We start from the raw sequence: 14651 nt of genomic DNA, 5'->3' as shown, positions 1-14651 counted from the left end.
GGCCGCCAGCGAAATCGCCACCGGCAACAGCGACCTGTCGCGCCGCACCGAGCAGCAGGCTGCCAACCTGGAAGAAACCGCGGCCTCGATGGAGGAACTGACCTCCACCGTGCGCCAGAATGCAGAACACGCGCGCCAGGCCAACCAGCTCGCCATCGGCGCGCATGGCGTCGCCAGCCAGGGCGGCACCGTGGTTGGCCAGGTCGTCACCACCATGAGCGCGATTGAAGCCTCGTCGAAGAAGATCGCCGACATCATCAGCGTCATCGACGGCATTGCCTTCCAGACCAACATCCTGGCGCTCAACGCCGCGGTGGAAGCCGCGCGTGCCGGCGAACAAGGCCGTGGTTTCGCGGTGGTGGCTTCGGAAGTGCGCACCCTCGCCCAGCGCTCCGCCGCTGCAGCCAAGGAGATCAAGGGCCTGATCGACGACTCGGTCGGCAAGGTCGGCGAAGGCTCGGCGCTGGTGCAACAGGCCGGTACCACCATGGATGAGATCGTCACCTCGGTGCAGCGCGTGACCGACATCATGGCCGAGATCTCGGCGGCCTCGCAGGAACAGAGCGCCGGCATCGACCAGGTCAACCAGACCGTCATGCAGATGGACGAAACCACCCAGCAGAACGCCGCGCTGGTGGAAGAAGCCACTGCCGCCGCACGTTCGATGGAAGACCAGGCCAACCAGCTCACCGAGGCAGTAGCCGTATTCCGCACCGGCGCAGCGCAAGCCGTTGTGGCGCAGCCCCAGCAGGCCAAAGCTGCGTTTACCCCCGCCACACCCGCCCCGGCCCGTCGTCTGCGTGCAGTCGCCCCGGCGCAACGCGGCAATGCCGCCGTGCGCGTCGACAACGACGGTGACTGGCAGGAATTCTGATCGCCAGCTGCACATGTATGAACGACGCCCCTGAATAGGGGCGTCGTCATTTCAGTGCAAGAAAACGCTCCAGCTCCGCCTCCAGATGCCGATGTACTGAGAAATCCCAACACACCAGGCCAGCAGTAACCCATGTCTTTGCCCACGAGTTTCCTTACCCGCAGTATTGCAATGCGCTTGATGCTGGGAACGGCATTGGTCGCGACCGTCGCATTTGGCCTCACCGCACTGTTCATCTACCTGCGCAGCAGCGACGCACTGCTGTCAGCCTCACGGGTAAGCCTTGAGAACATCGCCCAGCTCGAGGCGCAACGCATCTCCACCGAGCTCGGCCACGGCTTTGAAGCCAACGACACCTTGTCACGCAGCTTCCTGGCACTGCGCCAACAAGGCGGCTTCAGCCGCGTGAGCGCTGCCCAGGTGCTGCAATCCCAAGCGTTGAACAATCCGCAGTGGGTGGGTGTAGGCACCTTGTGGGAGCCGCAGGCCTTCGACGGAGACGATGCCAACCATGTCGACGCCGACGGCCATGACGCCAGCGGCCGTTTCATGAGTTACTGGGCCTGGCAGGGCGGCGCACCGGTGCAGGAACCGCTGCGTGGCTATGACGTACCCGGCGACGGCGACTGGTACCTGCAGCCGGCCTCGACCAAGAAGCCATCGGTGCTGGAACCGTACAGCTATGAGATCGGCGGCAAGAAGATCCTGATGACCACGCTGGCGACCCCGATCGTGCAGGACGGCCAGTTCCTGGGCGTCGTCACGGTGGATTTCGCCCTGCAGTCGCTGCAGGACCGCCTGTCCAAGATGCGCCCGATGCAGGAAGGCTACGTCCGCCTGCTGTCGCCGGCGGGCACCATCATCGCCGACCGTGATCCGGCCAAGGTCGGCAGCAAGGCCGATGATGCCGACACCCGTGCGCTGCTGGCCAACACCGCCAGCAACAAGATCACCTTCGAGCAGCGCCGTGATCCGGTCCTCGACGAAGACGTGGTGGAAACCTATGTTCCACTGAAGATCGGAGATGCCGAGCAGAGCTTCGCCTTCGGCGTCGTGGTGCCGCGCGCCTTGCTGATGGAACAGGCACGCACGCTGCTGTGGACGATCATCGTGGTCGGCATCGTTGCCGCGCTGCTGCTGTGCGGCGCACTGTTCCTGCTGCTTCGCAGGTTCGTTTTCAAACCCTTGAACGAGGCGGTCAAGCTGTCCGACAACATCGCTGCCGGCAAGCTCGACAATGCTGTCAGCGTGCAACGTGACGATGAGCTTGGCACCCTGCTCAACTCGATGCAGCGCATGCAGGCGCAGCTGCAGTCAGTGATTGGCGCGCAGCGGGAAATGGCGAAACAGCATGATGCCGGCGTGATCAGCCACCGCATGGACGAGACCGCCTTCCCCGGTGACTACGGCGTGATGGTCAAGGAAAGCAACGCGTTGGTCGCTTCGCACATCCAGATGCTGCTGTCCGCATTGGAGATCATCAAGCGCTATGCCAATGGCGATCTGTCCGTCGATATCGAACGCCTGCCCGGCGAGAAAGCCGTCATCACCGAGACCGTGGATGCGGTCAAGGCCAGCCTGTCGGCGATCAACAGCGAGATCAAGCGCCTGGCCGGCGCCGCCGCACAGGGCGACTTCTCGGTGCGCGGCGATGCCACTGCCTACCAGCATGATTTCCGCGACATGGTCAGCAGCCTCAACCAGCTGATGGAAACCACCGACGGCAACCTGTCCGAGCTGTCGCAGTTGCTGCAGGCCATCGCCCGCGGCGACCTGACCGCGAAGATGCAGGGCGATTTCCACGGCGTGTTCGCCAACATGCGCGACGATGCCAATGCCACCGTTGAACAGCTGACCGACATCATCGGCCGCATCCAGCACGCGGCTTCCAGCATCAACCTGGCCGCCAGCGAAATCGCCACCGGCAACAGCGACCTGTCGCGCCGCACCGAGCAGCAGGCTGCCAACCTGGAAGAAACCGCGGCCTCGATGGAGGAACTGACCTCCACCGTACGCCAGAATGCAGAACACGCGCGCCAGGCCAACCAGCTCGCCATCGGCGCGCATGGCGTCGCCAGCCAGGGCGGCACCGTGGTCGGCCAGGTCGTCACCACCATGAGCGCGATTGAAGCCTCGTCGAAGAAGATCGCCGACATCATCAGCGTCATCGACGGCATCGCCTTCCAGACCAATATCCTGGCGCTCAACGCCGCGGTGGAAGCTGCGCGTGCCGGCGAACAGGGCCGCGGCTTCGCGGTGGTGGCTTCGGAAGTGCGCACCCTCGCCCAGCGCTCCGCCGCTGCAGCCAAGGAGATCAAGGGCCTGATCGACGACTCGGTCGGCAAGGTCGGCGAAGGCTCGGCGCTGGTGCAACAGGCCGGTACCACCATGGATGAGATCGTCACCTCGGTGCAGCGCGTGACCGACATCATGGCCGAGATCTCGGCGGCCTCGCAGGAACAGAGCGCCGGCATCGACCAGGTCAACCAGACCGTCATGCAGATGGACGAAACCACCCAGCAGAACGCCGCGCTGGTGGAAGAAGCCACCGCCGCCGCACGCTCGATGGAAGACCAGGCCAACCAGCTGACCGAGGCGGTGGCGGTGTTCCGAACTGCTGTGGATAGCGGCAACAAGTCAGCAAACAAGGCGCCGGTCGCAGTCGTCACACAGCATCCGCAACACCGTCCGCGCCCGGTTGCCGTCAGCAACCGCAGCGGTCAGGCAGCGCGCAAACTGGATGAGGCGAACTGGCAGGAATTCTGACCGTCCCGCTGTTACACAAAGCCCCCGGCCGCCAATGCCGGGGGCTTTTTTTGTTTCCGCGATTCACCGGCTTGAGCAATATGCTGAAAATCGTCACCTGCGAATGATCGTAAGAGAGCTGGTGAAATAATCTGAAATAGTGAATGGGCGCACATTCATTCCAAGCGGCGCATCACTAAAAGATCCTGATGTCCTTGAACGGCTAAGGCTTGTGATGCGCTTTCAGCTGATTGTGCTGAATCCTTCAGAATTCCGGACGTAGAACCCCCTACAGCACACTAAGAAAACGCCGTTATCGGCTATGACAACACCCGCATAGGCTTGCGGCGTGGACACTACGCTGTGCAATCCAGGGTTGGATGAGACCCCTCCACAGCGTCCAAATCTGCAGTCGATCCGGAGAGTTAGAGATGGAGTTCTTTCGCAACCTCAGCATCGCCAGAAAACTCGCAGTTGCTTTCACCCTCACCACCCTCACCACCCTGGCCATGGGCGGCTTTGCCGTACAGCGCCTGCATCAGGCCACCGCCCAGCTCGACCAGGTCAGCGCACGCTACATGCCGGCCGTGCAGTATCTGGAGCGCATGCGTGCGGATCTGGCCGAGATCCGCATTGCCGAGTTGTCCCAGCTCTCCCATCTGGACGAGCCGGCATTTGTCGCCGAGTACAACCAGCGCATCATCGACCAGCGGCAGAAACTGGCCGAGCACCGCAAGCAGTACGAAGCACTGCCGGCCGACAGCAGCCAGCAGGCGCTTTACGCCGAACTGGGCAAGACCCTGGACGCCTACTTCAGCGCGCACGCCTTGATGGAGAAGGCCATCAGCGAGGGTCAATCCGAACTGGCCCAGACCATATCCAACGATCAGTCGCGTGTCAGCCGCCGCGACCTGTTTGACGCGGTGGAGAAGCTCAGCGTTCACGTTGCCTCCGTACTGGACAAGGAAGTCGCCGCAGCCAAGACCGCGCAGACCCGCAGCACCACCGCCATCATCGTCTGCATGTTGCTGCTCGGCCTGTTGTCCATCGCCTTGGGCGTGGTGATCGTGCGCGCCATCGTGCGTCCGGTGAACGATGCACTACGCGCCGCGGACGATGTCGCCAATGGCCGCCTTGACGGCACCATCGACGGCAGCCGCAAGGATGAGGTGGGCGCCCTGCTCGCTTCGATGCAGCGTGTGCAGAACCAGCTCAAGGCTGTCATCGGCGCACAGAACGAGATGGTACGTGAGCACGACCAGGGCGCGATCAGCTTCCGCATCGACGAATCGCGGTTCCCCGGCGAGTACGGGCGGATGGTGCGAGAGGTCAACACCCTTGTTGCCCAGCACATCGGCGTCAAGATGCGTGCGGTGGAAGTGATGCGCCACTACGCACGCGGTGACCTGTCGGTGGATATGGACCGCCTGCCCGGTGAAAAGTTCGCCATCACCCAGGCCATGGACAACACCAAAACCAGCCTTTCGACGATCAACAACGAGATCAAGCGCCTGGCCAATGCCGCGGCAGCTGGCGACTTCAGCCAGCGTGGTGATGCCGATCAGTTCGAGCACGATTTCCGCGATATGGTCGGTGGCGTCAACTCGCTGATGGAAACCACCGAAGTCAATCTTGGCCACCTCTCCAAGCTGTTGCAGGCGGTTGCGCAAGGCGACCTCACCCAGCGCATGGAAGGCGAGTTCCACGGTGTGTTCGCCCGCATGCGCGATGATGGCAACGCCACCGTCGACCAACTGGGCAGTATCGTCTCGGGTATCCAGGCGGCCAGCGGCAGCATCAGCCTGTCGGCCAGCGAAATTGCCACCGGGAATGACGACCTGTCCCGCCGCACCGAGCAGCAGGCCGCCAATCTGGAAGAAACCGCGGCATCGATGGAGGAGCTCACCTCGACGGTCCGCCAGAACGCCGAACATGCTCGCCAGGCCGATCAGCTGGCGCGCGGTGCGGCCGAGGTGGCGGCGCAAGGCGGCAGCGTGGTTGGGCAGGTAGTGACCACCATGAGCGCGATCGAGGCTTCATCGAAGAAAATCGCTGACATCATCAGCGTCATCGACGGCATCGCCTTCCAGACCAATATCCTGGCGCTCAACGCTGCGGTGGAAGCGGCACGCGCCGGTGATCAGGGCCGCGGCTTTGCGGTGGTGGCATCGGAGGTGCGCACGCTGGCGCAGCGCTCGGCCGCTGCCGCCAAGGAGATCAAGGGCTTGATCGACAGTTCGGTCGATAAAGTCGCCGAAGGTTCGCAACTGGTCCGCAATGCCGGCACCACCATGGACGAGATCGTTGCCTCGGTGCAGCGTGTTACCACCATCATGGCTGACATCTCATCTGCATCGCAGGAACAATCCACCGGTATCGACCAGGTCAACCAGACCGTCATGCAGATGGATGAATCCACCCAGCAGAATGCCGCGTTGGTCGAGGAGGCCACGGCAGCAGCGCGTTCCATGGAAGACCAGGCACAACAGCTGTCGGCTGCGGTGGCGCAATTCCGCCTGGCAGGTTCGGTAAGCGCTACCCTGGCCAAGGTAGCTGCCAGCGCAGGGGCAGCACCGCCGCGTGGTCGTCCGGCACTGCGCTCAATCCCGAAGCCAACGACGCGCGCACCTGTCGCCAGCGCTGACGATTGGCAGGAGTTCTAAGGCATTACTGTTGGCCGCGGGCGGCTCTCTCTGGCCCGCCCGCCGCCTGCAGTTCATTCACCCGCTTGGGCGAAACGTCCCTCGATCTCATACCAGGCAGCGCTGGATCGACCTGTTATCCAGCTGCCCCCCGTAGCCGGGATGCGCCATTTGATCCCACCGATGCATCCTCTCCACATAGGCACAGCGTCGATCAGAAAACCCGTTCGCCGACATCCGTCGCCAACGGCGACACACCCGGAAATATCCCATGTTCGTCATAGCGCTGGCGCAGTTTCTGCAGACGCCGCCACGCATCGGCGGAGTAACAGGTCGCGACCTCGCCGGAACGCGACTCAAGATCGAATTCATTGATATAGCTGCCGGTAGCAAGAGGTGCCAGCTGATCAAATAGACGGCGCAACCAATCCCTGTTCAGATCGTCTTCGTCCTCGTCGTTCCACTGCGCGTAGGTTGAAACGGAAAGCCGCCCATGAATCGAGTACGCTGCGTCCGCGTGCTCATGAATGGGACGCAGGATCAGCAGACAGAACGTAGCGGGCGAAGGCCGTGTCTGCATGCCTGCAACCAGCACATCGGCAACCTTCCCCGCAGCATCGGTGAGGATGTTGTCGGCCCGGTAGCGCTTGCTGACCATGGCCTGCTCGGTCTGTTGGTAGATGGGATCGAAGCTGTCGAGCTCTTGCTCGACGAACTCACCCAACCAAGGCTGCAGATCCATCTCCAGCGCAGCGTGCAGTGATCCGGCTTCGGCGGCATCGTCGCAGAACACACTGACACTCAAGGCCGCCGGTACACCCGGCGCACCGCCAAGCACCAACATGACCTGCGCGCGATCGTCGTGCCGACGTGCACACAAGGCCATCAGCAAGGGCTTGAGTCTGGCCGTATCCAGCGCGTAGCTGCGTGCCAGTATCGCTTTGGGCGCGAGCCAGGTGCGCAGGTGAAACCCAACCACCACAAAGAACAGGCAGGGGCCGCCGCCTCGTGCCGCCCAGAACAGCTCTGCATTCTCGGTTTCGCTGGCATGCAGCAAGCGGCCATCGGCGGTCACTACATCCAACGCAAGTATGTTGAAGGTGCTCATGCCACCCCAGGCGTCGCAATTGATACCGAGCCCCCCGCCCAGCAAAAACCCAGAAATGCCAACTTTTGCACCGTGACCCGTTGGGAATGCCAATCCGTGCGGTGCCAAAGCATGCGTCAACTGGGCACTGGTCACACCGGGGCCCGCGGTCACTGTCTCCCGTTCCACATCCACCTCGATCGCATTGAGCTGGGCCAGGTCCAGCAGCAGGCCACCGCGATGCAGGAAGCTGCCCGCGTAGCTGTGGCCCGACCCCTTCACCGCAATCCTGAGGCCATGCAAGCGCGCGAAGTTCACGCTTTTGATTACGTCCTCTACCGAGACGGCACGCACGATGTATTCGGGGAACCGTTCGAAATGGCGTCGATTCCACGCCGTGCTGTAATACCAGCTGGCGTACTCGGCATGATGACGGGATCTGACCTTGCCCTCCAATGTCTGCGAGAAGGCCCGGTAGTCGTCGGGGAGCATCTTTGCGTGCTGCAGGTCCATGGTGGTTCCCTCGGATCATCCAGAAGGCTGAGTCAGACGGCGACAACGCTTGTCGCTGAGTAGAGTGGCAATGGTTGCAGGCCAAGCCGGGTCTTGATGCGTGCATTCAAACGCCCTGCTTCGATGGTATCTATGCCTGCGCCCAAGGCCCATTCGTAGGCATAGGCGAAACTGACGGTATAAGGACTGTAATCGGTAAGGTCGTAGCGCATCCCGGCCGACCAGATGCACATCAGAGTTCCGTCGAGGAAGCAGATCAGGCCGCCGACGACCACACCCTGGTCTTCCACCACCACCAGCCGGATCAAACCCTCACAGGTACGAACGAAGCGTGCCAGCGTCTGCGCGGGGAAATATTGCGGCGTTCCATTGCGTGCGGTGGTCTGCTGGCACAACTCGGTGAGCTGCTCCAGGCGATGATCGAAGGGCGGGCTGAGCAGACTGATGCCGCCGCTTCCGGCAGCGAATTTGCGCAACTGTCTGGTCATCTCATAGCGCCCATCCTTGGGCAACGCCTTGATCACGGCGTCGAAACCTTCAAACCGGGTCATGTCCATGAAGTAGCGATCGACCAGGTAGCGCACTGCCAGCCCCTGCTCCGCCAATTGCTGCCGAGCCTGATCACTGGCGACATTCAACAACCCCACATACTGCGCATCCAGCTTGACCGCCAGCGACTTCAGTGCGGCGACCAATGCATCTTCGGCTTCCGCGCCCAGCAGCACGATCACACCGCTGTCAAAGCAGTGCATCGCATGGCTGAAAAGCGCGCATTGCTCACGATCGCTTTGAATGCCCGCAGTACGCGCAAGCAGACCAAAAGGATCCACGGTCTGCACCAACTGCAGGTACGCAGGCACGAAGCCGACCAGCCTCCCGCCTTCGCGGGCCAGCAGGTAGAACGCACCCTTGATCGCCAACAAGGGCGAGCGCTCCGCAGCACACAGAAAGCGCCAGTCGTAGAAGAAGGAAGCGCCGCTGGCGTTGTGGAATTCACGGTACTCGGGTTCATCCATCTGCTCGATGGAATTCAGTACTTCCACTTCAATGGGCATCGCTCTACCCTCGGGGACGCTCACCGCCCGGGTGGCCAGACCGAGGGCAGGAGCGAAGGCATGGTTCACTACAGCAAGTGCGTCTTGCCGGATACCGCTGGCTGGTAGCGTGCGTTGCTAGCGCTTGCGGCACGCAATGATTGCCGCGTGCGGCTCATCGACATAGGCCTGCAGTGCCGGTGGCACCGCGCCCAGGTCATGACCCGCCACCAGCCGTGGATTCGACCATTTGATATCTTCCGCACCCGCTCTCAGCAACGCCGCCTCGATTGCCTGCTGCGACCAATACCATGCGTGCACGCTGGCCTCGTACTGGCGATAACGCAAATCCAGACGCAGGCGCCCCCCTTCCTGCCAGGGATTGGCGTCGTCATCCGGCGTCAGCGTGAAGCCGCAACCCGCGTAGTAACTCGGCGCTGGTGCGTAACGTGCATGGATGGGCAATGCGACCAAACGCCCGCCGGGCTGCAGCGGCGACATCATTTCTGCCGCCATCTGATCCAACTCGGCCAATGTGGTGGCATAAGGCAGCACATAGACCGCCAGCACAAGATCGAAATTACCGTTGGTGGTTTCATCCAACGTGGAGCGGAAGCTGATGTCCAGGCCGTCACGCTGCGCACAGCGGCGGGCGTACTCAAGCATGCCCTCGGCGAGGTCATATCCAACCACCTTGCGTGCGCCTGCGCGTTTCAACAGACGCGAGTAGTAACCGCTGCCACAGCCGTACTCCAGGACATCAAGTCCATCGAGTGGGCCCAGCGCCGCAAACACGCTTGGGGTTTCGATGTACTTCCGGAATGGCCAGGTTGCCATGTCTTCGTAGAGCGCACCCAACTGATCGAACTGATCTGCGGCTTCCTTGCTCATCTGCTGTTCCCTTGCGTTGAGGGTACTGCTCGGAAGTTGCAGATGCTCACGGATCACTGAATGTTAAATTGTGATACAAATCACCGTTTAAGACTATTTCACACTGTCATTTCGAACATTAAGCCGCCACTCAGGTTCCCCCTATACCGCCGTCAGAAGCCCGGCAGTCTGGACATTACAGTGTCGGCGGAATTTCGGGAGCCCATAGACAGGTAGCTAAATCAGCGCGTGCTGTTACTGGGCTCGTAACAGACTGATTAAAGATGTTAAAAAGGCGGCCGTTATCACAGTTTGTACCGCCTCCAAGGCGGCCACGCTGATCACCGCCCAACCGTAAAGTGTCCATGCCCGACCACGAATCGACTGCACCGACGCCCTCGCCACACGCCGGCAACCTGTATGCCGATGATCGCTACATGGTGCGTAATCCGCATCAGGTAAGGCATCTGCTACAGGCCATGATCGATCAGCGCTCGATGATCAATGTGCACCCGGATGGGCGCGACCAGTCCTTCCCTTCAGCGGTGCTGGAGGTGGACATGCAGGGCCTGGTGCTGGATGCCAGCCCGGTCCCATCGATCAACCGTTCGGTGGAGGCCGCAAGCACCCTGCTCTGCTTTGGCCAGGTCGACAAGGTCATGGTGCGCTTCCAGTTGCAGGGCCATCACCGCGTTGAGCGCGGTGAACACACGGCCTTTGAGATGCCGTTGCCGGAAGAGGTTTATCACCTGCAGCGGCGCGAGTTCTATCGCCTGGAGACGCCGGTTGGCGATTCGCCGTATTGCGTTCTCCCAGACCCGGACGGCGGCGAAGCCACCCGTTGGCGCGTGCTTGACATCAGCGCAGGCGGCATAGCCCTGCTGCTACCGCCCGACCAGAACCTGCTCAAACTCCAGAGCCGCTACAGCTGCTTGCTGGAGGTTCCCGAAGGAGCACCGATCAAGTGCTCGTTTGTGGTCTGCAACCTGCGCCAACAGAAGCAGCCCAACGGTTCGGAGATGACCCGCATCGGCCTGCGCTTCGACGACCTTCCGCGCGGCGCCGACAACATCATCCAGCGCTACATCTTCCGGATTGACCGCTTGCGCAAGGCGCGCAGCAACGGGGAGTAAGGCAAGCGCACTAGCGACGGAAGCCTGGGGCTTTCTCGCTTTTGTTTTTGTTTTTGCCGTCGCATTTTCCCTAGGCCGTCATCCCCGCGAAGGCGGGAATGACGGCAAAGGGCGGGAGCACAAACGGCAACCGCAGCTAATCCTGGCCAGAATCACACTCCTGCCCCCCCCCATCCCGCGATTCCTGCCTCGGCGCCTAAAGTCCCACCCGAAAGCGCCGATACCGGTGCATCAGCCGCATCGCATCGGCAGCCCGCCAGGACCAGGATCCGCCATGAATGACTCCCGCAGCACGTCCGCCGATACCACCGGTGGCGAGTACCTCAGCTTCACCCTCGGCAACGAACACTACGGCGTGGATATCCTCAAAGTGCAGGAAATCCGCGGTTATGACGCCGTCACCCGTGTCCCCGATGCCCCCGACTACATCAAAGGTGTCATCAACCTGCGCGGTACCATCGTGCCGGTCATCGACCTGCGCCTGAAGCTGCGGCTGGACGAAGCACGCTATGACGCCTTCACCGTGATGATCGTGCTCAACGTCGAAGACCGCGTTGTCGGCATCGTCGTGGACAGCGTTTCCGACGTGATCCCGCTCAACGCCGAGCAGATCCGCCCGACCCCGGAATTCGGTGCTGCAGTCGATACCCGCTTCATCTCCGGCATCGGCACCCAGGACGATCGCATGCTGATCCTGCTGGATATCGAGACCCTGCTCGATACCGCCGATCTTGGTCAGCCGAGCGTTGCCGAAGAAGCGGCCTGAGCGAAGGTTTCGCCAAGTCGATCACAGTTCCATGCATGCAATTCAAGCCCGACGACTATGGGCCGATAGCGATTGCATGCCTGTCCTCCCCGACCGGCCCCCTATCCTTTTCCGGAGTTCCCGATGTACAAGCATGTACTTCCGCTGTTTGCTGCCACCGTACTGGCGACCGTCGCGTTCGACGCCGCTGCCGATGCCGAGATGATCCCGCCGGAAACCGCAGCGCGCTTCGCCGGCAAGGACGGCATGGTCTGTGGCAAGGTCGAGAAAGCCCGCTACGCCGAAGGCTCCGAAGGCCAGCCGACTTTCCTGCACATGGGCGGCATGTTCCCGCGCCACACCTTCTCGGCACGCATCGCTGGCAGCAACCGCAGCAAGTTCGGCTTCCCGCTGGAAACCCTGGAAGGCAAGACCGTCTGCGTGATCGGCAAGATCCAGCGCGAGGCATCGCGCGCCGAAATCGAAGTGGCGTCGCCGGCCAACCTGAAGCTGGCAAACATCAAGTAATCCGCCTTTCGTCGCGCCGGTCCCGCCGGCGCGCCACCCCGCCCGTGTGACATGGCGGGGCCTGTTCCCGGAGATCGCGCAAGATGCAGTGGATCAACTCGCTGAAACTGAAGCCGAAGCTGATGCTTACTTTCGGCGTCGTGCTGTTCGTCATGTTGTTGCAGGGCATCGTCGCCTACCGCGGCCTGCATTCGCTGAACAACGTCACCACCGACCTCGCTGAAAACCGCATGCCCAGCCTTCGCACCACCGGTGAGTTGAGTGGCATGGTCAGCGAATACCGCAATGCGTCCTACCAGAGCCTGGTGCGCGCCAGCGATGACGTCAAAGCCGATGCCAAGGCACGTGCCACCGAACTGCGCATGCAGATCGACACCACCATCGCCGCCTATCCGAAGCTGATCGACAGCCCGGAGCAGAAGAAGCTGTTTGATGCCTTTGTCGCCGACTGGGGCAAGGCGGCTGCGTCGTACGACGCCGTGACCGAAATGCTGGCATTGGACCTGCCGGATGACGCCATCGACACCTTTGTTGGCGAAACCCGCAACCTGCACCGCAATGCCTATAACGCCCTGCAGGCACTGGCCGCGAACGACAATACCCGCGCCCAGGCCGCTGCCAAGCAGGCCGAAGAAACCTATCGCGCTTCCGCCCTGGTCGGCATCATTGCCGTGCTGGTCGGTGGTGCTGCCGGTCTGGCACTGATCTGGCTGTTTGCCCGCTCGCTGGTTGCCACCATCCGTGGCGCCGTGGACGTGGCCAATGAAGTCGCCAGCGGCAAGCTGGATGGTTCCATCGACGTCTCGCGTGCCGACGAAGTTGGCGATCTGCTGCGCGCCATGCAGCGCATGCAGCGCGACCTGCGCGAACGCATCGACCGCGACCAGATCATCGCCAGCGAGAACCTGCGCATCCGTACCGCGCTGGACTATTCGTCCACCGGCGTGTTCCTGACCAACAACGACCTCGAGATCGTCTACGCCAACCGCGCCCTGCTCGACAAGCTCAGCGAGCACCACGAGGAAATCAGCAGCGCACTGACCGACTTCGACGCCAGCCAGCCACTGGTCGGCCAGCCGGTCACCGTACTCGAGCACCGTGGCGAGGTTGACGGCAAGGTGATGGAAGGCCTCGAGAAGAACGGCGTATTCAAGCGTGAAATGCGCTTTGGCGAAGCCGAGTTCGCACAGACCATTTCGGTGATCCGTGACGACAACAATGTACCGGTTGGCCACGTTGTCGAATGGCGCGATCGCAGCACCGAGGCCCAGGTCGAGAAGGAAGTGGCGCGCATCATGGAAGCCGCCGCTGCTGGCGACCTCAGCGGCCGCATCGGCACCGCCGACAAGGACGGCTTCTTCCTGCAGCTGGCCGAGCAGATCAACAGCCTGCTGGACGCCAATGCCAGCAGCCTGGAGCAGATCTCGGCACTGTTGTCTGCGCTCTCGCGCGGCGACCTGACCGTGCGCATGCACGGCGAGTACCAAGGCGTGTTCGCCACCATGCGTGACGACGCCAACGCCACCGCCGAACAGCTGACCGGCATTGTTGGCCGCATCAAGCAGTCCTCGGTGTCGATCAACTCGTCCGCCAGCGAAATTGCCGCCGGTAACAACGACCTGTCGCGTCGTACCGAGCAGCAGGCCGCCAACCTGGAAGAAACCGCAGCATCGATGGAGGAATTGACCTCCACCGTGCGCCAGAACGCAGAATCGGCACGCCAGGCCAACCAGCTCGCCATCGGCGCCGCCTCGGTGGCCTCGCAGGGCGGTGAAGTGGTCAGCCAGGTGGTCACCACCATGACCCAGATCGAACAGTCCTCGCGCAAGATTGCCGAGATCATCTCGGTGATCGACGGCATCGCCTTCCAGACCAATATCCTGGCCTTGAACGCTGCGGTGGAAGCCGCACGTGCCGGTGAACAGGGCCGCGGCTTTGCCGTGGTGGCGTCGGAAGTTCGCACGCTGGCCCAGCGCTCTGCCGGCGCCGCCAAGGAGATCAAGGGCCTGATCGATGACTCCGTCGGCAAGGTCGCTGACGGCTCGGCACTGGTCCGCAAGGCCGGCACCACCATGGGCGAGATCGTCGCCTCGGTGCAGCGCGTGACCGACATCATGGCTGAGATCTCCGCTGCCTCGCAGGAACAGTCGGCCGGCATCGAGCAGGTCAACCAGACCATCGTGCAGATGGACGAAACCACCCAGCAGAACGCCGCATTGGTCGAAGAAGCCACCGCGTCGGCCCGCTCTATGGAAGAACAGGCCGCGCATCTGGCCAACGTGGTATCCGTTTTCCAGCTGGAAGAAGGCGCCGCTGTCACCAGCAGCCCGGCTTCCGCACGTGAACCGGCACCCCGCCCCGCCGTCCAGGCAGCAGCACCGGCACCTCGCCGTCGCGCAGCCGCTGCCCGCACCGCAGTAGCCGAACTGGCTGACTCGGATTGGCAGGAGTTCTAAGCGACACCAGCGTTGGCTGTGCTG

Annotated in this window: 10 protein-coding genes; 7 read left to right on the top strand and 3 right to left on the bottom strand. The window is 62.3% G+C overall.

The genetic code is table 11. From position 1 onward, the window contains the following. From AC1VWL_RS14530 to AC1VWL_RS14520, 3 genes are all read left to right on the top strand, one after another. Positions 1–874, top strand: an 874-nt coding sequence (locus AC1VWL_RS14530; protein ID WP_482987167.1) for a methyl-accepting chemotaxis protein, incomplete at its 5' end; no start/stop codon positions are given. A 132-nt stretch (positions 875–1006) separates the two neighbouring features. After that, complete coding sequence (locus AC1VWL_RS14525) at positions 1007–3640, top strand: methyl-accepting chemotaxis protein (protein WP_482987166.1); 2634 nt, start codon at positions 1007–1009, stop codon at positions 3638–3640. Between the two features lie 410 nt (positions 3641–4050). Next, entirely contained in the window at positions 4051–6282 is a 2232-nt protein-coding gene (locus AC1VWL_RS14520) for a methyl-accepting chemotaxis protein (RefSeq protein WP_482987165.1), read from the top strand. A 193-nt stretch (positions 6283–6475) separates the two neighbouring features. Here the strand turns inward: AC1VWL_RS14520 and AC1VWL_RS14515 are convergent, their stop codons facing one another. The 3 genes from AC1VWL_RS14515 to AC1VWL_RS14505 all read right to left on the bottom strand — a co-directional run bounded on the left by AC1VWL_RS14515 (position 6476) and on the right by AC1VWL_RS14505 (position 9786). Further along, on the bottom strand, positions 6476–7861 hold the full coding sequence (locus tag AC1VWL_RS14515; RefSeq protein WP_482987164.1) for an FAD-binding oxidoreductase: 1386 nt from the start codon (positions 7859–7861) through the stop codon (positions 6476–6478). Positions 7862–7893: 32 nt separating this feature from the next. Next, positions 7894–8916: a GNAT family N-acetyltransferase gene (locus AC1VWL_RS14510; protein ID WP_482987163.1), complete on the bottom strand. Its 1023-nt coding sequence runs from the start codon at positions 8914–8916 to the stop codon at positions 7894–7896. Positions 8917–9033: 117 nt separating this feature from the next. Continuing rightward, a complete protein-coding gene (locus tag AC1VWL_RS14505) occupies positions 9034–9786 on the bottom strand; it encodes a class I SAM-dependent methyltransferase (protein WP_482987162.1) in 753 nt (250 codons plus the stop codon). A gap of 344 nt (positions 9787–10130) precedes the next feature. Here AC1VWL_RS14505 and AC1VWL_RS14500 point away from each other — a divergent pair, with 344 nt between their 5' ends. The 4 genes from AC1VWL_RS14500 (at position 10131) to AC1VWL_RS14485 (ending at position 14627) form a co-directional block, all read left to right on the top strand. Next, a complete protein-coding gene (locus tag AC1VWL_RS14500) occupies positions 10131–10898 on the top strand; it encodes a flagellar brake protein (protein ID WP_482987161.1) in 768 nt (255 codons plus the stop codon). A 274-nt stretch (positions 10899–11172) separates the two neighbouring features. Beyond that, entirely contained in the window at positions 11173–11664 is a 492-nt protein-coding gene (locus AC1VWL_RS14495) for a chemotaxis protein CheW (protein WP_282272732.1), read from the top strand. 123 nt (positions 11665–11787) lie between these two features. Then, positions 11788–12171 (top strand): hypothetical protein, encoded by a 384-nt coding sequence (locus AC1VWL_RS14490; protein WP_481615562.1) that lies wholly within the window; start codon positions 11788–11790, stop codon positions 12169–12171. An 83-nt stretch (positions 12172–12254) separates the two neighbouring features. Further along, positions 12255–14627 carry a methyl-accepting chemotaxis protein gene (locus AC1VWL_RS14485; protein ID WP_482987160.1) on the top strand — a complete coding sequence of 791 codons (2373 nt, stop codon included), beginning with the start codon at positions 12255–12257 and terminating at the stop codon, positions 14625–14627. Positions 14628–14651: the final 24 nt, after the last annotated feature.

It is taken from the genome of Stenotrophomonas sp. STEN063, from assembly GCF_056854515.1.
The sequence above is the reverse complement of the archived record's forward strand: the minus strand, read 5'-3'. Positions and strand labels throughout refer to the sequence as shown.

Excerpts from the sequence above, each read along its gene's own strand:
- AC1VWL_RS14525 (WP_482987166.1), top strand. The coding sequence starts at position 1,007 with ATGTCTTTGCCCACGAGTTTCCTTACCCGCAGTATTGCAATGCGCTTG.
- AC1VWL_RS14520 (WP_482987165.1), top strand. The coding sequence starts at position 4,051 with ATGGAGTTCTTTCGCAACCTCAGCATCGCCAGAAAACTCGCAGTTGCT.
- AC1VWL_RS14515 (WP_482987164.1), bottom strand. The coding sequence starts at position 7,861 with ATGGACCTGCAGCACGCAAAGATGCTCCCCGACGACTACCGGGCCTTC.
- AC1VWL_RS14510 (WP_482987163.1), bottom strand. The coding sequence starts at position 8,916 with ATGCCCATTGAAGTGGAAGTACTGAATTCCATCGAGCAGATGGATGAA.
- AC1VWL_RS14505 (WP_482987162.1), bottom strand. The coding sequence starts at position 9,786 with ATGAGCAAGGAAGCCGCAGATCAGTTCGATCAGTTGGGTGCGCTCTAC.
- AC1VWL_RS14500 (WP_482987161.1), top strand. The coding sequence starts at position 10,131 with ATGCCCGACCACGAATCGACTGCACCGACGCCCTCGCCACACGCCGGC.
- AC1VWL_RS14495 (WP_282272732.1), top strand. The coding sequence starts at position 11,173 with ATGAATGACTCCCGCAGCACGTCCGCCGATACCACCGGTGGCGAGTAC.
- AC1VWL_RS14490 (WP_481615562.1), top strand. The coding sequence starts at position 11,788 with ATGTACAAGCATGTACTTCCGCTGTTTGCTGCCACCGTACTGGCGACC.
- AC1VWL_RS14485 (WP_482987160.1), top strand. The coding sequence starts at position 12,255 with ATGCAGTGGATCAACTCGCTGAAACTGAAGCCGAAGCTGATGCTTACT.